This window comes from Vampirovibrio chlorellavorus (assembly GCF_003149375.1).
Classification (GTDB): domain Bacteria; phylum Cyanobacteriota; class Vampirovibrionia; order Vampirovibrionales; family Vampirovibrionaceae; genus Vampirovibrio; species Vampirovibrio chlorellavorus_B.
Genome location: NZ_QFWH01000004.1, coordinates 66724 through 91112, shown reverse-complemented (window position 1 = coordinate 91112; position 24389 = coordinate 66724). Strand labels below are relative to the sequence as shown.

The 24389-nt window shown below is 54.7% G+C and carries 20 protein-coding genes; 4 read left to right on the top strand and 16 right to left on the bottom strand.

Translation table 11 applies throughout. The features are described from left to right. Positions 1-115 precede the first annotated feature (115 nt). Genes DF283_RS06560 through DF283_RS06535 form a run of 6 tightly spaced genes read right to left on the bottom strand, consistent with a single transcriptional unit; the run spans position 116 to position 4801 of the window. Positions 116-616 carry a NuoI/complex I 23 kDa subunit family protein gene (locus tag DF283_RS06560; protein ID WP_303673936.1) on the bottom strand — a complete coding sequence of 167 codons (501 nt, stop codon included), beginning with the start codon at positions 614-616 and terminating at the stop codon, positions 116-118. Next, positions 613-1923: an NADH-quinone oxidoreductase subunit NuoH gene (gene nuoH / locus DF283_RS06555; RefSeq protein WP_303673935.1), complete on the bottom strand. Its 1311-nt coding sequence runs from the start codon at positions 1921-1923 to the stop codon at positions 613-615. The genes DF283_RS06560 and nuoH overlap by 4 nt, the downstream gene beginning before the upstream one ends. Continuing rightward, positions 1924-3174 (bottom strand): NADH-quinone oxidoreductase subunit D, encoded by a 1251-nt coding sequence (locus DF283_RS06550; RefSeq protein WP_303673934.1) that lies wholly within the window; start codon positions 3172-3174, stop codon positions 1924-1926. 14 nt (positions 3175-3188) lie between these two features. Further along, entirely contained in the window at positions 3189-3725 is a 537-nt protein-coding gene (locus DF283_RS06545; RefSeq protein ID WP_303673933.1) for an NADH-quinone oxidoreductase subunit C, read from the bottom strand. Then, complete coding sequence (locus tag DF283_RS06540) at positions 3682-4407, bottom strand: NADH-quinone oxidoreductase subunit B (RefSeq protein WP_333782279.1); 726 nt, start codon at positions 4405-4407, stop codon at positions 3682-3684. Before DF283_RS06540 ends, DF283_RS06545 begins: the two co-directional genes overlap by 44 nt. A 22-nt stretch (positions 4408-4429) precedes the next feature. After that, positions 4430-4801, bottom strand: a complete 372-nt coding sequence (locus DF283_RS06535) for an NADH-quinone oxidoreductase subunit A (protein WP_303673932.1) — start codon at positions 4799-4801, stop codon at positions 4430-4432. A gap of 280 nt (positions 4802-5081) precedes the next feature. On the opposite strand from DF283_RS06535, the gene DF283_RS06530 reads away from it, so the two are divergent. Beyond that, on the top strand, positions 5082-6827 hold the full coding sequence (locus DF283_RS06530; RefSeq protein ID WP_303673931.1) for a tetratricopeptide repeat protein: 1746 nt from the start codon (positions 5082-5084) through the stop codon (positions 6825-6827). Positions 6828-7362: 535 nt separating this feature from the next. On the opposite strand, the gene DF283_RS06525 is transcribed toward DF283_RS06530, so the two are convergent. From DF283_RS06525 to DF283_RS06515, 3 genes are all read right to left on the bottom strand, one after another. Continuing rightward, positions 7363-8571, bottom strand: a complete 1209-nt coding sequence (locus tag DF283_RS06525) for an OmpA family protein (RefSeq protein ID WP_303673930.1) — start codon at positions 8569-8571, stop codon at positions 7363-7365. Positions 8572-8610: 39 nt separating this feature from the next. Next, the gene (locus DF283_RS06520; RefSeq protein WP_303673929.1) at positions 8611-9393 is read right to left on the bottom strand and encodes a flagellar motor protein; all 783 of its coding nucleotides are present in this window, start codon (positions 9391-9393) and stop codon (positions 8611-8613) included. A 199-nt stretch (positions 9394-9592) separates the two neighbouring features. Beyond that, positions 9593-10930: a RecQ family ATP-dependent DNA helicase gene (locus tag DF283_RS06515; protein WP_303673928.1), complete on the bottom strand. Its 1338-nt coding sequence runs from the start codon at positions 10928-10930 to the stop codon at positions 9593-9595. Between the two features lie 160 nt (positions 10931-11090). Here DF283_RS06515 and DF283_RS06510 point away from each other — a divergent pair, with 160 nt between their 5' ends. Then, positions 11091-11741 carry a lysophospholipid acyltransferase family protein gene (locus DF283_RS06510; protein WP_303673927.1) on the top strand — a complete coding sequence of 217 codons (651 nt, stop codon included), beginning with the start codon at positions 11091-11093 and terminating at the stop codon, positions 11739-11741. A 134-nt stretch (positions 11742-11875) separates the two neighbouring features. Further along, positions 11876-13621 (top strand): hypothetical protein, encoded by a 1746-nt coding sequence (locus tag DF283_RS06505; protein ID WP_303673926.1) that lies wholly within the window; start codon positions 11876-11878, stop codon positions 13619-13621. Between the two features lie 95 nt (positions 13622-13716). On the opposite strand, the gene DF283_RS06500 is transcribed toward DF283_RS06505, so the two are convergent. After that, on the bottom strand, positions 13717-14418 hold the full coding sequence (locus tag DF283_RS06500) for a hypothetical protein (protein ID WP_303673925.1): 702 nt from the start codon (positions 14416-14418) through the stop codon (positions 13717-13719). Positions 14419-14535: 117 nt separating this feature from the next. On the opposite strand from DF283_RS06500, the gene secG reads away from it, so the two are divergent. Then, positions 14536-14781 (top strand): preprotein translocase subunit SecG, encoded by a 246-nt coding sequence (gene secG / locus DF283_RS06495; protein ID WP_303673924.1) that lies wholly within the window; start codon positions 14536-14538, stop codon positions 14779-14781. A 197-nt stretch (positions 14782-14978) separates the two neighbouring features. Here the strand turns inward: secG and DF283_RS06490 are convergent, their stop codons facing one another. The 6 genes from DF283_RS06490 to DF283_RS06465 all read right to left on the bottom strand — a co-directional run bounded on the left by DF283_RS06490 (position 14979) and on the right by DF283_RS06465 (position 24352). Beyond that, entirely contained in the window at positions 14979-15611 is a 633-nt protein-coding gene (locus DF283_RS06490) for a YceI family protein (RefSeq protein ID WP_303673923.1), read from the bottom strand. 77 nt (positions 15612-15688) lie between these two features. Further along, positions 15689-16519 (bottom strand): HvfC/BufC family peptide modification chaperone, encoded by an 831-nt coding sequence (locus DF283_RS06485; protein ID WP_303673922.1) that lies wholly within the window; start codon positions 16517-16519, stop codon positions 15689-15691. Then, positions 16506-17522, bottom strand: a complete 1017-nt coding sequence (locus DF283_RS06480; RefSeq protein ID WP_303673921.1) for an MbnB/TglH/ChrH family RiPP precursor modification enzyme — start codon at positions 17520-17522, stop codon at positions 16506-16508. The genes DF283_RS06485 and DF283_RS06480 overlap by 14 nt, the downstream gene beginning before the upstream one ends. 16 nt (positions 17523-17538) lie before the next feature. Next, positions 17539-17946, bottom strand: a complete 408-nt coding sequence (locus DF283_RS06475) for a hypothetical protein (RefSeq protein WP_303673920.1) — start codon at positions 17944-17946, stop codon at positions 17539-17541. Between the two features lie 157 nt (positions 17947-18103). Further along, entirely contained in the window at positions 18104-21049 is a 2946-nt protein-coding gene (ileS, locus tag DF283_RS06470) for an isoleucine--tRNA ligase (protein WP_303673919.1), read from the bottom strand. Between the two features lie 282 nt (positions 21050-21331). After that, the gene (locus tag DF283_RS06465) at positions 21332-24352 is read right to left on the bottom strand and encodes a hypothetical protein (protein ID WP_303673918.1); all 3021 of its coding nucleotides are present in this window, start codon (positions 24350-24352) and stop codon (positions 21332-21334) included. Positions 24353-24389: the final 37 nt, after the last annotated feature.

Below are 24389 nucleotides of genomic sequence, written 5' to 3'. Positions count from 1 at the left end.
GATTCCTTCTACCCTGCCCAACGGCTGGTTGGGCTGCTGATTCTTGCACTAACTACGATACTCAAACGGCTTTACACAATCTTAAAGGAAAAGAGGCTCCAGGTAAAAACCGGGGCTATTGCACCAATGGCTCCATGCCATGAACCAAGCGCCAGTGATCGGAATCTTCACCCGACAAGGTCAGATCCTTCTTATCCAGCACCAAGGCCTCACGGGAGTAGTCGGCCAATTCAAAGTCCGGCAACATTTTGATGCAATCCACCGGACAGACTTCCGTGCAATTGCCACAGAAAATGCAACGTCCCATGTCAATGGTGAACATATCAATGACTGGCTTCTTGTTGACGTCCCGATGCATTTCAATCTGAATCAAGTCGGTGCAGGGGCAAACCCGGGCACAAGCCTGACAGCCCACACACAAATCGGTCCCGTCGGATTTACTGAGCAGACAGAGCCGCCCGTGAAAGCGGGTACTGAGATCCGGCATCACTTCAGGGTATTCCAGGGTAATGGGCGGGCGGAAATAGTGGCTGAACACCGTTGCCATCCCTTGGCCAATGGCTTTTAGACCATCGATGACCCGATTTTGTTGAATATCATTGTGTTTGGCACTCATCGGCGGGCTAACCTCGCTTCTAATTTTTCACTCAGGAGACGGCTCATCAGCACAAAGAAGAGCCAGAAAACGACACTGACAGCCACCAGCCAACCGGCCCAAGGCATCACGGTCTGGGCATTGAGGATGGGCAGGCTTTGCAGAACGGTTTTACCGTTGGCGGGCGGCAGCATCACGTATTTTTCAATGGCGATGGCAAAAATGTTGATCAGAGAGAGCGGAATCAGGAACTTCCAGCTAAAGCCCATCAACTGATCCGGCTTCAGGCGAGGCAGGGTACCCCGAATCCACATGGCCAGGAAGATGAAGGCATAGGTTTTCAGAATGAACCAGAACAGCATCTCGATTTGCAACGCCAACTGGAGCAGCCCGGTCATTTGGGCAGGCTCCTGACCAGAAATGAGAGACATCACAAAAGGGCCAAAAGGACTGTAGTAGCCACCCATAAAGAAGGCCGCGGTAAAGGCGCTCATGGCAAACAGTGAGGCGTACTCGGCCAGAAAGAACAGGGCGAACTTCATCCCGGAATATTCGGTGTTGTAACCGCTGACCAACTCGCTTTCGGCTTCCGGCAAGTCAAAGGGAATCCGGTTCACTTCCGCCAGAGCGGCCACAAAGAAAATCACCAGACTGAGCGGCGTTAGCAAGATACCGTACCAGTTCCAGAATCCACCTTGCTGGGCCTGAACAATTTGGCCGATGTTCATGGTTCCGGTAAACAGAACCACCGCCAACACGGCCATCACCAGAGGAATTTCATAGCTGATGGCCTGCGCGGCACTCCGCATGCCGCCCAACAGGGAATACTTGTTGTTGGAGGCCCAACCGGCCAGAACAATCCCCACCACCGAGATGGAAGAGATGGCAAAGACAAACAGGGCACCCGCGGGCAGCGCCACCGCCAGCAACTGATCCGTGAACGGAATCAGGCCGAAGAACACAAAGGCCGGTAAAAAGAAAATGGCAGGGGCAATGGTAAACAGAAACTTGTCCTGTCCATCCACCATGATGTCTTCTTTAAACAGCAGCTTGAACGCGTCGGCGAAGGTTTGCAGGGTCCCCCAGGGGCCGACCCGGTTGGGGCCTTTCCGCTGGGTCATCCAGGCCAGAACCTTACGTTCCATCAAGACCAGGAAGGTCACAGAAGTGATGGCAGCAGTGGCGATCAGGGTGAAAATAACCACTGTCCACAAAATTAATAGCACCGGGCCAAAGTCATTCCAGTTCATTTTCAGACCCAATAACCGGGTCAGCTCATTCAGAAACTGGGGCAGCCAGGCTGGATAATCGGGGGGAGTCTGGAACATTTAGCGATCAACCTCCGGCAAAATAACATCCAGGCTACCAAAGATAGCCATCAAATCTGGGTACAAATTACCAATCATCAGCTCCGGCAGGACAGACAAGTTGGAAAAAGAGGCCCCACGCCACTTCATCCGGTAAGCCTTGGGCGTACCATCACTGATGATATAACATCCCAGCATGCCACGGGGAGATTCACAGGCCACAAAGGCTTCTCCAGCCGGTGGCTTGTAAGTCATCAAGTTGATCTTCTGGCCCTGGGTCTGCCAGTCAAAATCAATGTCAGGGATGGCTTTGGGATCTTCACCCTTCTCTTTGGCCGCTTGACGGGCCGCTTCGATCTCGGCCTGCTTATTCAGGATGTTCTGGGTGTCGCCGCCGGGGATTTTATCCAGACACTGCTCGATAATTCGGCAGGATTCACGCATCTCGGCCATACGCACCAAGTAACGATCATAAACGTCCCCATGCTTGCCCAACGGCACATCAAATTCCACTTCGTCGTAGCAAGCGTATGGATTGGTTTTCCGCAAATCCTGCGAAACACCGGCAGCCCGCATACTGGGACCAGTCACGCCGTACTTCAGGCAGGTTTCCATATCCATTTTGCCAATGCCCACGGTTCTATCCAGAATGATGGGGTTTTGGGTGACGATGGATTCATACTCATCAATGATGGCAGGCATTTTCCGCACGAAATCACGGCAGTGAGCAATCCAGCCGGGCGGCAGATCGGCATTGACCCCGCCAAAGCGGTAGTAGTTGTACATCATACGAGCGCCCGTCAGGTCTTCAAACAGCTTGAAGACTTCTTCACGCTCCCGAAAAGCGTAAAACAGCGGACTGGTCGCCCCCAAATCCAGCAGGAACGTACCAAACCACAACAAGTGCGAGGTAATGCGGTTCAACTCCATGGTGATCATGCGGATGTAGTGAACCCGCTTGGGTACTTTGAGGTTGGCAATGCGCTCAATGGCAGTCACAAACACAAAGTGATCGTAGAAAGAAGAAAGATACTCTACCCGGTCTAAAGTGGGCTGATACTGAAAGTAGGAACGCGATTCGGCCATTTTCTCTTTGCTGCGGTGCAGGTAGCCAATGATGGGCTCCATATCCTTCACCACTTCGCCGTTCAGTGTGGTGACCAACCGCAATACACCGTGAGTACTAGGGTGCTGGGGGCCAATATTGATCACAAGGTCTTCAGTCTTCAGACCCTGCTCGGTATGCACCCCTGGAATTTCTGAAATTGTCATATCGTCAGCTGTCCTTACCGTTCATTCCAGACCAGACGAGGGTCGTTCACTTTATAATCCTTGCGGAGCGGGTGCCCCAACCAGTCATTGGGCATTAAAATACGGGTCAGGTTGGTGTGCCCGTCGTAATGAATCCCCAACAAATCATAGGACTCCCGCTCATGCCAGTCAGCGGCATGCCAGATCGGCATCAAGCTGGGAGAATGCTCATTCTCGGCAGTGACTTTCAGGCACAGATATTCAAACGTTTTGGTGGAGTAGAGGTGATAAACAGATTCCAGCCGATCCTTCCAATCCACACCGGCACAGGAAAGAAGCAAATCAAACTGCCCGTGATCACGAATGATTTCGGCGGCCTTCAGCAAATTCGCGCAAGACACGTCAATCATTTCAGTGCCCATGGCGTCGTTGCCCAGGTGCTTAACCGGAATGTTTAATTTTTCGAGGAGCTGACCAATCTTACCCGCAGGAACGGGTGCAGGCTCTGCTTCTGCGGGAGCGGTAACCTTAGCGACCGGCTCTTTGCTGTTCTCTTTCTGCTCTTCGCTCATGGCGGTACTTCACATTTCCTCTGACTAACGGTATTTTGCCTTCGGCTTGCAGCTCATCCACCGGATAAGCGTACTTCTGGACACCCCATTTCACATTGGGTTGGCCAGCCTTGGGCAATAAGACTTCACCCGGGCCAATTTCCACCCGAGGCACATGCTCGGCGGCCCGCTTTTTACGATCCACGATGGACTCGGTGCGAATTTGCTTTTGCAGCTGAATCAGGGCGTCCAGCAGGGCTTCCGGACGAGGAGGACAGCCCGGCACATACACATTCACCGGAATCAGACGATCCACGCCACGCACCACCGAATAAGAGTCGTTCTCATACATCCCGCCGGTAACGGTGCAAGCACCCATAGCAATCACATACTTGGGCTCTGGCATTTGCTCATACAAACGCACCAGGGCGGGTGCCATTTTGTGGGTAATGGTGCCCGCGGTAATAATCAGGTCGGACTGCCGGGGGGTGGCCCGGAACACTTCAGACCCGAAGCGAGAAATATCGTGCTTGGAGGCCCCGACGGTCATCATTTCGATACCACAGCAGGAAGTGGCAAACGTCATGGGCCAGACCGAGTTGGAACGGGCCCAGTTGTAGACCGTGTCAATGGTTGTCACCATAATGCCAGAGCTTTCCAGCAGGTCCTGAAGTCCAGTTACAACGGTTTCTGTTAAAGACATACAGAAATAACCTCCGTCCTTCTTACTGCCACCTGAGGGCGTCACGCTTCCAGGCGTAAACCAGGCCCAGCATCAGGATTCCGATAAAAATAAACATTTCAACAATGGGGAACAAGCCCAGACTCTGCGTCAAGCGTTCAAAAGCGACCGCCCAGGGGAACAAAAAGACCGTTTCAATATCAAACAGGATGAACAGCAGGGCGTACATATAAAATTTGACGTCGAACTGAATATGCGAATCGCCAAACGGCGTCATCCCGGACTCGTACGTGGTGTACTTCAGGCGGGTGGGGTATTTCACCTGAACGATCTGGGAAATTCCCATCATCAGAAAAGGAGTGATAGCCGCCAGCAACAGCAGCAAGAGCAACATGGAGTAACCGGTTAAATGCATGGCCTTGTCTCGTTCGTCTCTTCTATATAAATACGGTCCAAACTATGGGCAAAGCGCTCAGTGAGAGGGGGTGGGGCTTGACTCAGACAATGACTGATAAGGAATTTGGCTCACCCGGCTGATTTACAATCCATAAACCAGTATCATTTAAAAATAAACTGTGGAACAAGTCAAAGTTTAATGACAGATTTTGGACATCTTGATGATACCACCATTTTTCGCCAAGCGGGGAGGCCGATTTTCTATAATTCCCGCAATCTTTGCCACATCTAGCGCAACCTTGCTCATTTCCGGAGTGGGCCTGAGCGCACTGACGCTCTTGCCAGCCTACGGCGAGAGCGCTCTGGACAAAGCGGCGCAGCTTTTACAAGACGGACGCGCCACATCGGCGGCGGCCATTTACAAGGAATATCTGAAAGTTCACCCCAAAGACCTGAACGCCCAGCTTGCCATGGCCAACATCGCCATTCGTCAATTCGATTACCCCAAGGCCAAGTCCGTTCTGGAGCAAGCCCTGGCCCAACACCCCGATTCGGCGGAAACGGCAGCCACGCTGGGCCATTTATTTCAGCTTTGGCAAAACGCTCCCAACGGAAAACTGGCCGACAATACCCGAGATTATCAGGCCCTGGCCGAGGAGCATTTTAAACAGGCCCTGGGCCTGAACCCGGAAAGCCCCCTGGTGCTGAGCTACGCGGCGGAATGGAGTCTGCAGAAAAACGATCTCATCACTGCGGAGCAGAATTTGCAAAAGGCCTTGCGGATTCGCCCCACGTTTATCCCGGCCTTTCAAGGGCTGGCCCGGTTTTACATGAAAGTGCGAGACATTCCCAGAGCCCGGGATACCATTCTGCACGCCACTGAACTGGACCCGCTGGACGCCATGAACTACTTTCTGACCGCCCAATTACTCGCCACCGCCAACCGCCCGGCGGAAGCCGTGAAATACGCCGCCAAATCGGAGCAGCTGGACTACGGGCGCCTGCCAGCACGGGATTATTTACTGGCCACCCAGTATGAAAAACTGGGAGAAACGCCCAACGCCCTACAGTATTACGAAACCCTGACCCGCTACACGCCCCGTGACGCGCAGGTGTGGCTCAAGCTGGGGGAACTGTATGAACTCACCCAACAAAATCAGCAAAGCCTGACTGCTTTCCAGAAGGCCCTGACCCTCAAACCGGATATTCTCAGCAGCTTGTATGAGGAGGCCCGACAAAATACCCGTCTGGAAAAAATCGAGGTGGCCTGCAAACAATGGCGACGCCTACTCAATATCAGGGGCAGCGACCCAGCCACCGTGGAAGAGGGACTGAGTGCGCTGGCCAGTTTGCATTACCTGAATTACTTTTACCGGCCCAATCAACCGGATGCCGACACCGAAAACGATCTCCGGCGGGTGGAAGAGGCCCTGGCACAGAATCCGGACCAGCCCAACCGGCAACTGGATCGGCTGAAGTTGCTCATCGCCCGACAAGGAACGCTGAGTGAGGATCGTCGCCAGGATCTGCTGGTGATGAGCAAGGTTAATGACGACGCCGTGGCCGGAGAGGCCGCCTTTTTGGTGGGCGAGTTGAAAACGGCCCATGAACGGCTGGAGGGGGTGGATGGCTTATCCGAAGCCGAATACGCCCGGCTGGCCGATCGCCTGTTGCTAGTGCAGGAGTTGCAATTTTCCAAAGTGTTTTACCAACGAGCCAGCCAACTGAATTCGGCGGCGGGCTATCAAATGGCCCTCAAGCGCATCCAGAGCAAACAGTCCTTGGCGGCCCAAAAAGCCGATGAAGGCACTTTGGCCTTTAATGAAAAAAACTATGAAGAGGCCAGTTTGAAGTACCAGGAGGCCGCCCGCATCTATCAGCAATGGGACAATATTTACCTGAAACTGGGCGACACATACGAGAAACTGAAAAAATGGCCGGAGGCCAAAGCCGCCTATGACAAAGCCACTCAGCTCAGTCCGGGCCTGATGAGTTCTCAGGGTTTTGCCAAAAACTACGCCCGCATTGAGAAAAAAGCTCGCTAGCCCCTGCCTTCCACAATAGCGAAAAGCGCGATAGGCCGTACATAGCGCCCTTACTTCCATCGGCATATATTTCCATTTATAAACGATTGCCTTGACGTAAAACGCACTCCAGGTGGGCCTTTTCCCTTTGTAAAATCATTTTTACCATACGGAAAGACAATCGCCGCCATTTATTTGTTTTTATTTTCTTATAATCACTACGGGCGTAACGATCGATTGCCGGTACCAATGAAGAGAGGAGCTTCAACAGCATCAAACACTGTCCCCGTATGGGTGGTGTTTCGGCCCGAGCGATGATCGCCGCCATAACCTTCGGTGTGTCCTCCGTCGGTCATCAAGCAATCAGAGAAAGGAGAGTCGGGTAGAGATAGAGACAAGACAGAGGTCACAGATTAGCAAGCGCAAATTGAACGGAGGAGCGAAAGAAGACTGATTTAAATTAAATCGTCCTGATTACAAAACGAAAAGCCTCTGATGCAGTCCTTGTGACCTTCAGGGGCTTTTTGTCCATAGCAGATTTTTACACCGGGTGGCTTTAGTCCGCTTTCACCGCTTTGGGCGTCCCAGCCTTCCCCGGCGCGGACTGAACATCCACCAGAACCGGCACCGGTTTTGACTCCGCTTTAGCGGGCCTGGTTTTAGGCACCAGAATTTTTTCGGTCCCATCCGCTTCCTTGATAATAATTTTCACCGGCCCAGACGTGGTGCCGCCAGCATCGGGCGCAGGCAGAACCGGCAGCACCGCCTGGGGGTTTTCCGGGCCATCGGACACACTTTTGACAATCTGTTGCTCGCCCATGAATTGCGTTCGGGGATTCAGAACGCTGCTCATTTTCTCGTTGTACACAATAATATCCACCCGCCGGTTACGGGCCCGACCTTCCGCCGTAGCGTTGTTAGAGATGGGTTGCGTATCGCCGTAACCCACCGCCACCAGAGAGGAAGGGTTAAATTGATGCCTGCCAATAAAAAAGCGAACCACGCTGCTGGAGCGGGCACAGGATAACTCCCAGTTGGAGGGGAACTGGGAACTGGCAATGGGCTGCTTATCCGTATGCCCTTCGATGTGGATGCGATGGCTATCAAATTTTTTGAGCCGAGCGGCCACCTTGTCCAGAAATTTGTAGGCAAAGGGACGCAGGCTGGACTCTCCCGGCCCAAACAGCAAGCGGCTGTCAAAACTGATACGAATGCCCCGCTCCTGCACGGAAACCTCAATCTGGCGCATGGGCACCTGCCCCTCTTCCGTGCCCGGTGGCCCTGCCTCCATGGGTTTGGATGCCTGACCCGGCCCGCCTGCGCCATTCTGTCCTTGCCCACCGGGCTCATTCTGGTTACCACCGGCCCCCACGGTCAGGCTTTTAATCTCGTGGTTGGCGTCCTTCAAATCGCTGGTCAAATCGTCCACCAGCTTTTGGGTGGAGCGCACCTCGCCCGGCTGGTAGGTCATGCTGTCAAACTTGCCGATGACCCCCGGCCCCGCGCCCTTTTCCTGACTAAGCGGATCCGGATTTTTGCTGGGGGGGCTTTGCCCCTGCAACACGCTTTTAATCCCACTCATGATGCTTTGCTCCTCAAACCCTTCCCGAATGGCCGCGCTGATGTCCTTGAGCTTGGCCGCGTCCGTCTGCGCCATGGCGTACAAGGCGGTAAACGTGGCGAACAGCAGGGTCATAAAATCGGCGTAGGAAACCAGCCACCGCTCCAGGTTTTCATGCTCAGGATGCTTGTGCTTTTTTGCCATGCCAAATTAAAAACCTATCTTTGCGCAGCCGAAAATCGCCTAGCCGTCATGACCGGCAGCGTCTTTGTGGCTTCCCTCATGCCCGTGCATAAAGACCTTGAGCTTTTCGGAGATAAAACTGGGACTTTCCCCGGCCTGAATGGACAAAATACCTTCCAGCATCATGGCCCGGGTCATAATGGTTTGTCGGCGGTTGCCCTTTAATTTGCCACCCAACGGAATAAACAGCAGGTTGGCCCCCGCTACCCCGTACACGGTGGCCACGAAAGCCACGGCAATCCCACCGCCCAACTTGCTGGGATCGTTCAGGTTCTGCATGACGTGAATCAGGCCCAACACCGCCCCGATAATCCCTACCGTGGGCGCGTAAGCCCCGCAGCCTTCCCACACCTTGGAGGCGTGCCCCACCGATTCCTCATAATGGTGCAATTCGGTTTCCAATAACTCCCGCAAGAGCTGGGGGTCGGTACCATCGGTCATCAGCTCCAGGCCTTTTTTCAAAAACGGATCTTCAATGGAAGCGATCTCGTTTTGCAGGGCCAAAATCCCCTCTTTACGGGCCTTAAGAGCCATGTTCACAATCAGTTCAGCAACTTCTCCCGGTTTTTCCTTCACCCCTAAAAAAATAATGGGTAAATCTTTCACCGCGTTGATCAAGTCCACCTGGGGCGATTGCAGCAAAATAGCGCCCAACATGCCCCCAAACACGATAATAAAAGCAGTGGGCTGCACAATAGCGGAAAGAGGCAAACCTTCCAGGATGGCACCGCCGAAAACAGCGGCCAAGCCCAGGGCTAATCCAATAATCGATGTGATTTCCACAGTCGCTGAACCACCGATAATTTATTGCACTACCAGGCCATTATATGTTTTTTGAATATCTATAAACAAATAATAAGCCGCAATATCATGTGCCTGTAGGAGATTTTAAGCCCGTTCCCCGCTGCCGGTTCGAGCCCATGCTCAACAAGACCTGTTGAACAAAACAAGCGCCCCAAAGCAGGTTCGACCTAACAAGGGCCTAGAAAATCCACTGCTGAATCCAGCGGGGCAATCGATGCCAGCCACCCTGCCATCCTCGGGTGCTGGCCAGACACTGATCGCACCGACCGCAGGGCGCTCCCTGAACCCGGCTGGCACCCTGAAGATAGGCAATCAGGCTCAACAACCGGCACCCTTTGGAAAGCACCCATCGGCGATACTGCTTCAGCGACTGCGTCTTGGCGTAAACTTCTTCCGCCGACAGGCTGTGACTGTACTGTAAACGCTTCAACCCGGCCAGATAATCCTCCTTGGTATGGTAGACCAAACCGTGCATGGTGGACTGTCCCTGCCGGGCACTGTCCGTACGCCCCCACACCGGGTACCGAAACACCTGCGCCAGGATTTCATCCACACTCACCGGCGGTGTCCAGAACACCAGCCGGGGTTTCAATGCCGAATCCGGCGTCCAGTAGCGCAAATCCGATCCGGCACTGACCACAACGGTATTGGGGTCTGTGTTGGCCCGCTCCAGAACACGGGCCTGTTCTCGGGGTGTTTTTTTGTAGTGGGTAATGCCCACCGATTCAAAGCCATAATCCAGCAACGAAGCGCCCAGTTTCTCCGCCTGCGCCGGGTAGGCCGTCTGAATCCAGCTGACGCCGGGTTGGTGCAATCGACCCAGCCTGCCCCTGCCCGGCGAACCCGACAACTGATTCACCAGATGGGTAAATTTCTGATACTCAGTAAACAAGGGGGCCACTTGCACGGTGGCCGCTTCCAAAACCGGCGGCCCCTGAATCACTTCATAATCCGCCCAGCCCAAACGGTCTGCCAACTCTTTCAGGCGTGGTTTGGGCAAGGGCGGTACCATCAAGGCCAGCGGGGGGAGTTGGGCCAACTGCTGCAAGCCCCCTTCAAAAAATCGCTGGTAGGCCGCATGGCCCGTAATTTGGGGAAGCAGCCGATCACCTTCCTCCACCACCATAAAATTGACCGTGGCATGCACCAGCACTTCCAGAAAAGTCAGGCTGGCAAAGCGTTCCGGGGTAATATACAGCAATTTAACCCGGTTTCGGTTGATCTCCGCATGAACCGCTCGTTCCTCGTGGGGCATTTGGGTGCCATCCAGAAAGGCCACGTCCGGAAAACGCAACTCGGCCTGCTTGAAATGCTCCAGATTCCGCCGAATTTGTCGACTTCCGGGGCAAACGGCCACCACCAGACCACTGCCCATCATGCTGGCCAGGGCATAAAGGGAAACCGGCGAATAGCCAAGCGGAAACGTGGCAATCACATTGCGGCGCTGGGTCATAGCCTCTAAAAATCGCCGCTGCTCGGTATCTAGCGGGGGAGCGTGTCTGAAAAAGTTGGACATCGTTCCATTATCATACCGTTTGTCCTGGGGAAAAAAACCCCCTTTGTCCGTGGTATCATCCCGTTGATAACGTTGGCCTTTCACCAAACTGCCCTGACCGCCAGAGAATGCTGGTACAGGCCTGTCCCCTTGTTTGAATTAGGCTTTTGAGAGTCGTTGCATGTTCAAGTTTGACCCCCAGTGGAATTACACCCAACTTCAGGATAGCCAGTTAAAATGGCCTCACATGCTGTATCAGTGGCTTTGCATCCACCTGATTGAGCTGTACATTTTAACCAAATACAAACTACGCATTAAGGGCAAAGAAAACAAGCCCAAAGGCTTCCATAGCTATGTGGTGGCCTGCAATCACATTTCATCGCTAGACCCCCCACTGGTTTCACTGGCCCTGAACTACCAGCCCATTTCCTTTTTGGCCAAAATAGAGCTTTATGAACACTTCTGGATGCGCCTGTACAACTGGGGCATGTCCTCCATCGCCGTGAACCGGGCCAAAATGGACTTATCCACGGTCAAATCCGCCCTTAAAATCCTCAAAACCGGCACCTGGGCGTTGGGTATTTTTCCGGAAGGCACCCGGGCCAAAGAGGGCGAGGAAAAGCAGGCCAAGCGCGGGGTGGCCTTCTTTGCCTGTCAGGCCAAAGTGCCTATTTTACCAATCGGCATTGCCCAAGTAGAACGCAACGGCAAAAAACACATGGAAGTTCGGGTTGGCAAAATGATTCCCTGTGACGGGGATATGGACAGCATGGCCCAGAAAACCGAGAAAGCCATTGCCGAGCTGGTGGAACTGGCCAAAACCGAACCCTGAGCCCCTGCCCCAAACGGATGGGCTCTGCTAACAACATTCCGGGTTGAGTGGTTTTAATAGGTCAACACGTCGGCGATACAAAGCAATTTCCGACACGGTTACCGCACTTTTCACCCGCAGGCACTCCACTGGCAATGAGCATTCCAATCCCCTCTTACCCATTTGCATACGGCACCTTTCAACCCCGAACCATCGGGCAACCTCCGTATGCACCCATTACCATGGCCAGGCCGAACCCCTTGCCCCCGAATCCCTTACCGATGTTCCCTGTCCTGCCACCGTCTCAGGATGTCTTCCAAAGCCAGAGCCCCCCCCCCAGCCGCTTACTCGGTTTGCCCTGCAAGCCACAACTGGTTGAAACCCAGCAGGATCGCCTCAACGCCCTCACCCTGAATCCCAGCCTGTACCAGCGATTTGCCCAACTACAAATTCCAGAAGGGCCCGTTCTAGGGGTAAAAATGTTCACCCAAATCAGCAAAAACATGGGCCCAACCAGCCAGCAACACTTACACACGTTGCTGCAACAAGGCGTGCTAACCCAACAGAAAGCCGATGACGGTCACTCCGCCCTGTACCAGTTGTACGGCATTTTAACCACTCCCCGCGCCCCGGGCTACGATAACCGGGCCATTCTGCAAGAAACCCTTCAGGTGCTGGCCAAGCCCTACAGCATTTCCCAACGCTTTGCCCCCACCACGCCCCAAGCGGCTCAGGCCTTGCTCGGCGCTCATCACTCCTCCGCGCTGTACGGCGGCACGCTTTCCCCCGCGATTAATCCACAGGATTTACACGTGGAAAACAGCGCCACCTGCGTGGCCTCCAGCGTTATGTACTACATGGCGGACAAGGAACCGGCGGATCTGGCCCGACACATCAACGAGTTGACCAGCCCCCTGAACGCCTTTTTCGAAAAAGCCCGCTTCGAGGAAATTTCCCCGGACAACCCGGCAGACGCTCTGAATCTCTTAAATAGCCACCAAATCAGCTACAGCCTCTCTGGCCCGGGAGAAGTGCTGGTCAAGGTGGAAAATCCTCCCACCGGCGTGGTGCGGGCCATTACCAGCCAGGGGAATCCGGGCTCCAAAAATTATCGAAACGCCATTGGGGCCGCCTACCAGTCCGCCCTGACCTATCTGGCCACACACTCCTACAACCCGGCTACCGATCTCAGAGACTCTGATGTGCCCGGCGAAACCAGCAAAGGCCTGACCGAAGCGGAAAAAACCCTGATGGAAGCCATCGTCAAAGACAACGGCAGCTTCCAATCGGTTACCTATCAGGCCGTTGGCAGCAAGGCCAACCCGGCGCCGGGGGAAGAAAACAATTCCTACCTGTTCGGCTACAACCGCCCCTTTGAAAAAACCATTCAGGACATTTTGCAGGCCTTACAAATGAACGAACCGGTGATTATCGGCACCACCGATACCGATGAGACCGGGGCCATTGTGGCGGGACACGAGATCACCATTACCGGCGCCTATACCGACCCCAAAGATAGCCAGCTCAAGTTTGTGGTGGCCGATAGCGACGATGATGTGGCGGGCCCGGTCATCAAAAACGCCCGGGAACTGATTCCCACCATTCACCACGCCGGGCTGCCCGTCGCCCTGGCTCGCCAAATCAACCGGGAAATACAGACCAACGCTGGCTACCTGGTGCCCGATCAGCGGGATCAAATGAACTTCAAGCTGCTGGCCCGGGAAACCGGTCCCATGCCTCTGGAGCCCACCGAGACGCCACCGGTCAGTGCCCCCATCAACCCATTTCAGCCAATTCAGCCAGCGCCCTTCCCGGCACAAGCCTTCAATCCCAACTACCCCAATCCCTTTCAGCAGATTCAGGGCACTCTACCCGGACTGCGGGTGGCACCGGCCGCTTAAAAACTGGCAGCTTAAAAAAAGGGACAACCCTATTTGGTAGGCGGGCTCACCTGGAACACTCGGGCGAAGGAGCTCAAGCCTCCGCAGATCTGGGTTTAACGCCCAATGCCTTGCTGCATGCCACGGTTGATGAAGGGATTCCGGTCGATCTCCCGATCCCGGTTGATGGTGCCATCATCCAGCAGTTTTTTCTTTTCGCTGTCCCCGCCGGAATAAATACCGCCCATGGTGGTCAACTGGTTGAATACTTGGGGCGATAAACCCGGCATGGAGGGCATGATCATGGCCCCATTGCCGCCATCCACCTGCTTCATGATGGGAATGGCGTTCTGATCGGTGCGTCGCCCGGTGGGGTCTACCAGGTCAATGGGCACCAGCGTCTCTTCCGACGAGCCAGCCACAGCGTCCACGTACACCAGATGTCCATCCAGCTCCGGATCGGCAGGCACTGCCATCTTCAGCTCCAGCACACCGGTATCGGGCACCGTACCGCTCAACTCCTGGGCGTCAGTGCCCACCCGCAGCGCCACATCGTTGGATAAGACCTTGCCTTCGGAGGCAGGGGAAATGAAAACCTTAATCAAACTGCCCGACTGGGCCTTAACCACAAAGCGGGCCTCCTGCCCTAACAGCAAGCGGGTGGGCAGGTACACCTCATTCTTGCGCAGCAGCAAGCTGTTTAAGCGGCTTTTATACGGTTCCGCGCAGGCGGACTGCAAGGCAGGCCCCATGGCAAACAACAGACTCAGCGATAAAAAGGTAACAGTGGCGGTTAAACGTAAAACCAGGCTGCGCATCGGGGGGATTCCTCGTTTCGGTTACCTGTATTGTACAGAAAGCCTTCACATCCGCAAAGGGATATGGTTCAATGACTGAAATCCATAACCAATGAATTGGAAACGAGTATTCAGGCCATGGAAAGCTTAATTCCCTTTATTCGTATATTTTTACAAGGCTGCCAAATCATTTCCGCGGTATTGCTGATTGTGCTGGTCCTGATTCACTCTCCCAAGGGGGATGGCATTGGCGGCATGGGCGGAACCGCCCAGATTTTCTCCAGCCAAAAAGGCGCTGAAGCGGCCCTGAACAAGATTACCGCATACACAGCTGGCGTTTTCTACGTGGTGTCCTTTGTGTTGGGTCACTACTTCGGCTTCTAGTCGATTTTTTTGACTGTTAATCCAGCTAAAACCGTGCAATTTTGTCCTGGATTCCCGCCTGCGCGGGAATGACAGATTGAGCCCTGACTTGAACACAAGTAGCCGCTTAGAGGCTATCGGACAACCAACAGGCTCTGCCAATTAACAGAACCTGTTGAATCCAAAGATAGTCTGTTGCGCCAATCGCTGACGTATTTTTACTGAGTGATGGCCTTGCCCGTAACATCCACCGACACGTAGACGGTTTCAGCCAATTTCACAAAAATAGCCTCGGGTCGCTTGATTTTATGTTGGGCCAACGTGACCGGGAATTTGCCCCGTACCCGCACCGTAGCCGGTTGTTTTGACTTACCCGGGGTATAGTCCACCGTTAGCGGAATGGTCTTGCGCACGGTAACCCCGTGAACGGTTAAATCCCCAATGGCATCCAGCTTAATGCTTTGCGCCTTGGACAGATCCGGCTTCTGGCGGAATTGTACCCGCTGGGTCACAAACTTGGCCTGCGGATACTGCTTGGTCTCCAGAAAATTATCCCGCATATGCTCGTTCCGCAGAGGAATCCCCGTATCAATGCTGGCCAAATCCACAGTAAAGGCAATGGCAAAAGGGTGCTTGGCATCCAGTTTAAAACTGTCATCCAGCTTGATATCCCCTTGAACCGCCTGCGTATTGCCGGTAATGACCTCCACCGGGGCATCCGAATTAAAAGAAATCTGATCCTTATTATCGCCATGCACCTTGAAATGTAGCGGCTTGGCCAGACTGACCGAGGTACAGAGTCCGACCGTCATCAAGGCGGACACCAGCCGGACTCCGAAACGATTGAACATGAATTGACACTCCCATAACACTAAACACGATTACTGAACACTGATTTTCTACTGTTGCTTTACTGGGTTTAACGATATCAAACTGGGGATGAAACAGGCACAGAGCCCCACAGAATGCCTTGATCCAGGCAATTTTCCAACAAGCCCCGGGCATGCTCCTTCAAAACATCCGTGGGAAGTTGGGACAGGGCCGGAATTCCCGCTTGCAGGGCCGTTAAGCCCGCCTCGTAAGAAGCACCGCTGGCACTCAGGCGCAGCAGGGTGGCAGTCAGGGCATTGACCACAAAAAATCGGGCGTCCAAAGTGCGAAAGTCTCGGTAAATGAGGACATCCAATTCACCCTGAAACAAGGCCGGGGATTCCAGCACGGATTGGGGCGAGGCCTTCCAGGCATCCAGCAGGGTCGGTATCTGGTAAGAAAAGGTCTGCAAGCGCCGGATCGGATTCCAAACGGGCTGATACTGACCAAATAAAGCGATTTCAGGCACCATCGGCTCTAAGTCAGCGGAAAAATCCGGTTCAGGGTCATTCAATACGGCCATTTCCAGCCATTCGTAACGGGCCAAATCTGCTATAAAGGGAAACTCGACCATCAAGGCCGGTTGTCTCTCCAGAAACTCCGGGAAATCGCAGATGGCCCCGATCAGGCTATAGGAACGGTTGGGGTAAGCCCGCCGGTAAGCGTCCACCCAGCCCTGCCACTGGCTATCATCCGGTTGATTGTAAGTGAGAACCTGATGGGTGAAAGGGTAAATGCTTTCCACGGTGCCGCACACCGTGTTAAACAGCAGTTCCTGATACAAAGCCAGCGCACCGGTATGGGGCACCTTGGCACTGGAGAGCGCCTTTTCTGGATTGGGCCGCAAGAGTACGGTTCCCAACTGCGCTTGCCACTCACGCAGGGACATGCGCCAGCGCCTCCTGAAAAGGAACCGCCGATGCAGAAGGCGCCGACAGAGAAACAGAGGGCTCAGCCGAAGCCTGAGCCGGGAGCTGAGAGCCAGACCGTATGACAGGCTGACCAGTTTGCTCCCACAACTGCCTAATTTTTTTCAACTCAGGCACCAGTTCCGCAAACGGGGGTAAGTGGGTGTCCCGCTCCAGCATCACCCCGCAGGGGCGGCTGCGTTGCAAGACCCATTCCAGCAAATCCCACACCGGGCCGATGACCGGCGCGCCGTGGGTATCCACCAAGCCTTCCGGAAACTGATGATGCCCGGCCACGTGAATCTGTACCACCCGCTCCAGCGGAATATTTTCCAGAAAGGTCAGCGGGTCAAAACCGTGATTCACCGAATTGACATAGACATTGTTCACATCCAGCAGCAGGCCACAACCCGCCCGGGTCACAATATCGCTGATAAAATCGGAGTCCGCCAGCTCATCAAAGGGGGTATTTAAATACTGAGAGATATTTTCAAGCAGGAACACCCGCTGAATGCCATCCTGCACCTGATGAATGCGGGACACCACCTGCCGCACCGTTTCCCGGGTGCGGGGCAAGGGCATCAGGTCGTTAAAGTAAAGACCGTCCACGCTGCTAAAGCACAGATGATCGCTGAACCAGGCCGGTTGGGTCCAGTCAAACAGGGCCGCCAGATCACGCAGATAGCCCTCCGAGAGAGGATCCACAGTACCCACGGAAAGACTGACCCCGTGACTCACCAGCCGAAATTGCGCCTGGGCCCGCTGTAACATCCGAATGGCCTTGCCCCCCCGGCCCATGTAATTCTCCGGGGTAAATTCCAGCCAGTCGATCAAATCCGTGGCGGTCAGGGTTGATTCCAGGAGAGGCCTGCGCAATCCCAAGCCAACGCCCAGCACGGGGCATTGCTGAAAACCCGTCAAAGCCCCAATTGGCTCCAGCGTGTTGGGCACTGCGCTACCCTCTCCTGAATTCAACACTTGCATAAAGAGCGACTGCTAATTACTTATCAGAACCGCAAGCACCGGCGGCGCATTTATGATCCGCGTCCTTGGTCTGGCTATTTTCAGCCTGACTTTTTTCACTGGCGCTTTGGGGAGCGGCCTCTTTAGCCTGCTTTTTATTGGCCCCGCATTTACGATCCGAATTTTTGCTCTGCTTTTTGTGGGCGCCACATTGATGCTTGCCATCTTTGTGATGCTCAGCGTCTTTATGCTTGTCGCCATCCTTGTGTTCACAGGCTTTGTGATTCTCGCCCTTGGCGCCACAATGATGCTCCGCTTCGGCAATCAAAGTCCCCTTGCTGGAAACTTCGCTAAGCTGAAACAGGGATTCTGCCTGAGCAGCGGTAATAGAGGCGGCAACGCCCACCGTCAGGGCCACGGCGGGGACGATTTTCTTGTAATTCATCGAAACTCCTTCATTTTCAAATCGATTTTTTTATGGAAAAACAATACCAACGCCTAAAACGGGATCTCTTCCATATTACACAGGAATGCGTTCCGTGAATTATGTTCCTCACGAATCGCATGTTTGAAACAAATTGATCCAAAAAATGAAGAGAAGGCTAGCCAACTGCCTGATGACAGCGTTCGCAAATGTTCGGGTGGCCGGGCATCTTGCCCACTGCCGCATCGGACTTCCAGCAACGCACACATTTGGCATGGGTGGCGGGCATGGCGTAAACGACCACCCCATTTGCGGCCACCTGGGTGTGCCAGTCAAAGACGGTTACATCCGGCGGGGCTGTGGCCACTGAAACCGCAGACACATTGAATAGCACTTCCTGCTCACTGGCCGTCAACTGACCGAGCAGGCCAGAAACAGCTTCGGCTTCAGGGAGTAAAATCACCTGGGCCTCCAGCGATTTGCCAATCCGCCCTTCGGAACGAGGGCCTTCCAATACCTGATTGACGGCCTCTTTGACGCTCAACAACTGCTCAAACTGTTGGGCCAGTTCGGCATTGAGATACTGCGCATTAGCCTGCGGCCAGGGCAGCAAAGTGGCACTGACCGGGGCCACGCCATCCACTTTGGTTTTCTGGCTATCTGGCAGGCTGAGCCAAATGTCCTCGGCCAAGTGGGGGGTCACCGGCACCAGCACCGGCAGAATGGTTTGCAACAAGGCATACAACACCGTTTGTACGGCCCGACGACGGTGGGCATTGGCGGCGTCGCAGTACAAAATGTCCTTGGTCACATCGAAGTACAGCGCCGATAAATCGGCCATGCACAGGTACTGAATCTCGTGACAGTAACGGTTGAACTCCCACTGCTCAAAGGCTTCGGTGATGTTACCCAAAATGTGCTGCAATCGGTGCAGGGTATAGCGATCCAGCATGGACAACTGGGCGTAAGGCACGCTGTGCTGGGCCGGATCAAAGTCGTACAGGTTGCCCAGAATAAAGCGCAGCGTGTTGCGCACTTTTTTGTAGACTTCCGCCATCTGGTGCAAGGTGTTTTTGCCAATGCGCACGTCGTTGGTGTAGTCCACGCTGGCCACCCACAGACGCAACACGTCAGCGCCGTACTCTTTAATCACCGAGTTGGGGTCCACCACGTTACCCAGAGACTTACTCATCTTGCGCCCGGCCTCATCCAGCACAAAGCCGTGAGTGAGGACGCTTTTGTATGGCGCTTTGTCGTACAGCATCACGCTGGTCAGCAAAGAGGACTGGAACCAGCCCCGGTGCTGATCAGAACCTTCCAGATACAATTCCACCGGCAGTTCGCCCAGTTCGTCCTTGCGGGCATCCACCACGGCGGTGTGGGTAATGCCGCTGTCAAACCACACGTCCATAATGTCCATTTCTTTCACCAGCTTGCGGTGACCCAGGCCGTATTGGGCCTTGAGATTCTCTGGGAAACCGGCCAGCAATTCCTCGGCGGATTGGGCCCACCAGATATCGGAGCTGTGGACTTTAAACAGCTCATACAAATGCGCAATGATTTCCGGGGTGATCAACACTTCCCGGTTGTCTTCATAGTAGAAAATCGGAATGGGCACGCCCCACACCCGTTGACGACTGAGACACCAATCGCCCCGACCTTCCACCATGTTAAAAATACGGTTACGGCCCCGTTCCGGCAGCCACTGAACGGTATCGATGGCCTTCAGCGAGTCGGGCCGGAATTTTTCAATATCAATAAACCACTGCTCGTTGGCCCGGTAAATGACCGGCTTGTGGCAACGCCAGCAATGCGGGTAGCTGTGGGTAAACTTGCTGTCGTGCAACAGGGCCTGCTGCGCCCGTAAAATCTCCAGCACAATGGGATTCCCCAAGTGATAGGGCACGCCCAACAACTCCGGTACCAGGGCCTCTTCGGTAAATTTACCGCTGTTATCCAGGGGCGACAAAATGGGCAGGGGCTTATCCTTGAACTGTTCCCGGTTGTACTGCTGCACCACCAGATAGTCTTCCATCCCGTGACCCGGGGCGGTATGCACAATACCGGTACCGGCATCCAGGGTCACATGCTCGCCCATCAGGACCGGGCTTTCCCGATCGATAAAGGGATGGCGGGTGATCAGGCCTTCCAGCTCCCGGCCTTCAAACTCGGCAATGGCCTCAAAATCATCGGTGGAGCCGATCAACTCATACTCAGCCAGCGCTTCCGGGGTCATGATGACTTTGGCAAAGGCGGGCAGCAGTTTTTCCGCCACCAGCAGCTTACCCCAGCGGCTTTTCACCAAATGGTAAGTAAATTCGGGATTAACGGCCAAAGCCAGGTTGGCAGGCAAGGTCCAGGGGGTAGTGGTCCAGATGACCAAAGCGGCATCGGCTAGCAGGGTTTTGAACTGAGCCTCTAGCGGAGTATTTTCCACGTTTTTCACGGGGAACTTCACGTAAATGCTGTGGCTGACATGATCGCCGTACTCCACTTCCGCGTCCGCCAAGGCGGTTTCGCAGGTGGGACACCAGTAGACCGGCTTTAAGCCTTTGTAGACAAAACCTTTTTCATAAAGGTTGCCGAACACCTTGATCTGGGTGGCCTCAAACTCGGCATTGATGGTGATGTACGGCTTTTCCCAGTGGCCCCACACGCCCAAGCGCTTGAAGTTGGTTTCCTGCCCCTTGAGGTTGGCCAGGGCAAATTCCCGGCAGCGCTTGCGCAATTCCACTTCCGAAATGGCATGACGGCCGCCCTTGATGTTTTTGACCACGGCGTTTTCAATGGGCAAGCCATGACCGTCGTACCCGGGCACATAGGGAGTATAAAAGCCTTGCTGGGACTTGTAACGGGTCACAATGTCCTTCAAAATCTTGTTCAGGGCCGTGCCAATGTGGATTTTATCGGAGCTGAGGTAAGGCGGGCCATCGTGCAGCACAAACTTGTTCGCCTTGTTCCGGCTAGCCATCAGGGTTTCATAAACTTTAGCCTCTTCCCAGTGCGTCTCTATCTCCACTTCACGAGTGGCGGCACCGGCTTTCATCTTGAAAGCGGTCTGGGGCAAGTTTAAAGTCTCTTTATAGTTGATAGCGCTGGCTTCCTGCACGGACGGTTCCTGCATGGGGGCGAACCTTTCATTGGGCTGAAGGGGTGATAACGATGGACAGGGCGGGTGCTGGAAAAGCCAGGGAGACTCAAGTTTCCAGAACGGGCCTTTTAAACTGCAACCCTGTCTGCTGATTCAAACATGAATTTTAGGCCTGAACTCTAGATTCTAACACAGTCCCAAGGGCCTTTGGCCGCCCCAACCCACCGTAAAACCCTCTGCTCAGGACACACACCAATCGTGCGGTTTAATCCAGAATCCCAAGCCCCCGTTCCATTCAGCGAGTTTGCGGCGTCCCTAGGCGTTGGAGGCCAGGGTCAGCTGGGTCAACGCCGGGTCCAGCAAACGCTTGCCCACGGCTTCAAAGGTAATATTTAAAATCAGGGACTGCTCCACCGGAATGACCTTTTGCACAATCCCCAACCCATATTGGGCGTGACGCACCTTGTCCCCCACCTGAAAGGGGCGGGCTGCCATCGAGGAAGCCTCAACCGGGGTTACGGCAACCGGCGCCTGCTCGGCACCTGAAGCAGCCGCCTTGGGCGTCACCGGCAAAACCGGCACTGTCCCAGAACCATCACCAGAGCCATCAATGAATTCCCTGCTTTCCATGAACCTGTCGGCTTCAGCACTGAACGCCAGCGTCTCTGTGCCTTGAATCTCAACCTGAGCCTCAGCTTGAACCTCAGCGGGTGTCACAGGGGGATAGAGCAGATCCAGATTCTCTTGTAAGGCTTGCTGCTGCATCGCTTGCTGATAAGCACTTTGCGCCTCGGGTTGCGCCTCGGGTATTGGTACGGGCAAGCTGGCCGATTCGGGAGCCACTTCTGCAACCGGCGCTTGCGGACGATGAATGGCTTCCGTCATCGAAACGGACGGGCCCGACGCCAGAGGTGGGGGCGATTCCTCAAACCGATCCAGGCTTCGAGCGATACGGGAACCCAGACTTGACCCGGAAGCGCTTGGCTGAACCGGTAAAACCGACTCGGGCAACTGGTCCACTTTCTGGTCCAGGTTCAGATCAAAATCAAACTCATCCGGGGCATAGGCCTCCGGCTCCGGGAAGGCCGGGGGAACCGTATCCCGAACCATGGGCGCAGGAACCGTCACTGAGGCCTGTGCCGTGCGATCGGCCTGCATCGCAAGCGTCGGCTGTGGGAAGTTGGAGGCGTCTCCCATTGCATCCGGGATCGCCCCCTCCTCCGCATCCGGATAATCCAGCGGGTCTTCAGGAGATTCAGCGAGGGAATACTGCCCGGACGCACCCTCTGGCTCCGGTGTTGCGTTCAGCAGCTCATTCAACTGCTCCAGACTCAAGAATCCGGGAGTTTCCTCCAATACCGTTCCGGACAAATCGACCACTGGCATAGCCGGGGGGGAAGTCACTGGCGGAGGCACGGACGCACTGGAGAGAATCGCTGGAGCGTCAGCAGGAGAGGCATCCACCGGGATGTGCCCCTCAACCGGAAACGGGCTGTCTGGAGACTGACTGGATGGAAACGGGGTCTCCATGGGCTGAGACTCTGGGGCAAACAGGCCTTCCTGTTGCCAGGAATTAAACAGGCCACCCACCAGCGGCTCTGGGGGCTCTCCAGAAAGCTCCGTGGAAAAAACAATGGTTTCTGAAAACCCTGCCGTCGTCTGACTGGCCGGTTCAAGGGACTCCATCGCAGGCGCAGGAAAGGACTCAGGAAGAGACTCAGGGGAGGCCACAGAAAAGACCTCGGGAGAAAGCCCCAAAGAGGCCTCTACTTGGGGCTCAACGAGGAAATCAGCGTGAGCTTCAGCCGCCAACGGGGAAACCGGAACCACTTCAGCCAACTCTGGCGGGGAAACCATCGGCAAAGGACTGGATGGAGACGACGCCACCGGTGGCGGGTATGGCGGCTCGGCGTCAGGGGTTACAAGAGTAGACACCGTAGCAGCAGACCCCTTGTAAGGCAAATCCAAGGGCACCTCCACAGGCGACTCCAGACCGAGTTCCACCTCAGGCAGACTAACTGGCGGGGCCTCAGAAAGGCGCTCAAGACTGGATTCCAGGGGCGCTTCAAGAACCATTTCAGCCTCAGGGGGCGGGGCTATTACTGGAGCCACTGGCGACGATTCGGATACCGGTTGCGGCACGGGCAGGGGCTCCAGCCAGTCTTTGGCCTCCCCAAAAGCCACAGGCAAGCCCAAGGTCAACTCCCCCCGAATGGCGGGCAACTGGGAGGGTCGAACACTAACCAGATTGCTGGCCCATTGCCGGGCCGCCGGAGGGCCGTAATTGGAGGCCACGGCCAGCATATGCCGATCGGTTTCATCAGCCCGCTGAATCCAGTCGGGCAAATCGGGCAGATAATTCTCAGGGTAAATCAAAACCGGTGTCAGACCCAGTTCCGGCGCTGAAAACACCTGCGCCAGAACCTCCTGATAGAAGAAACTTTTCCAGGGCTCCTGTAGCAACGACAAATCCAGCACGGACACAGGATTTTTCGCCAACACCCGGAGGTCAAGCACCTGCGTCGGCGCCTCGGCGAATAACTTGTTGCGAATGACATGGGCGCAGTTCTGCAAAATAATATTTTTCAGCAACGATTCGGTAATCATGCCGCTGACCAATAACGGGCTAAAGCCGCTGAATGCGCCACTGGCAGGCCAGTGGGAGGCCACCGCCTCGGTGACCGGCTTGCGCACCCCTTCAGGAAACATGGAGCCAAAGGCATCCAGAAAGCGCCGGATGCTGACCTCCTGCAAGCTCAGCCGAACCGTTTCCCCAGCCTGATAGCAGGCAATATCACCCACCGACTCAAATACCCCCAGCGGGTCCAGAATCAGCATTTTTTGATAAGGCCGCACCGCCTCCATCATGGCCAGCAGGGCCTGGTATTTCAACAGAAAATTAGGCCCCTCCACCAGCGTAAAAGGCCCCAGCCGCAAATAATCGGAGCGAAAGGTGCCAAAATCCACCGGATATTCCGGCGCAGGCAAGAGCTGCACGACTTCTGCCACCATCTCTTGAGAGTTCAGAGGCGTCACCCGGGTGGGCTTTAAGGAGGGCGTCCCTCTCAGGAGCGTGATTTTGACATTGTGCCCCTCTGGCAAGCCAGCCACGCTATCGGGCAGGGCCTGCACCTCACTGACTTCGCCAAAGGTAAAGGGCAATTCATCAAAGCGCAACAACTGACCCGGCAAAACGGTCTCGCCGGTTGCCAATCGGGCCTCTAAAGCGCCTTGTGTCAGCTTGTAAGGAAAAATCTGAATGGACAAAAACGCCCCAGCCTCTTCCATATATTGAAATCGCTCTGAACTCAGGAACCAAAAGCGACTGCTTCTCATTCTATGTTTCTTATTTTACCTGTCTTTGGCTTAAAAT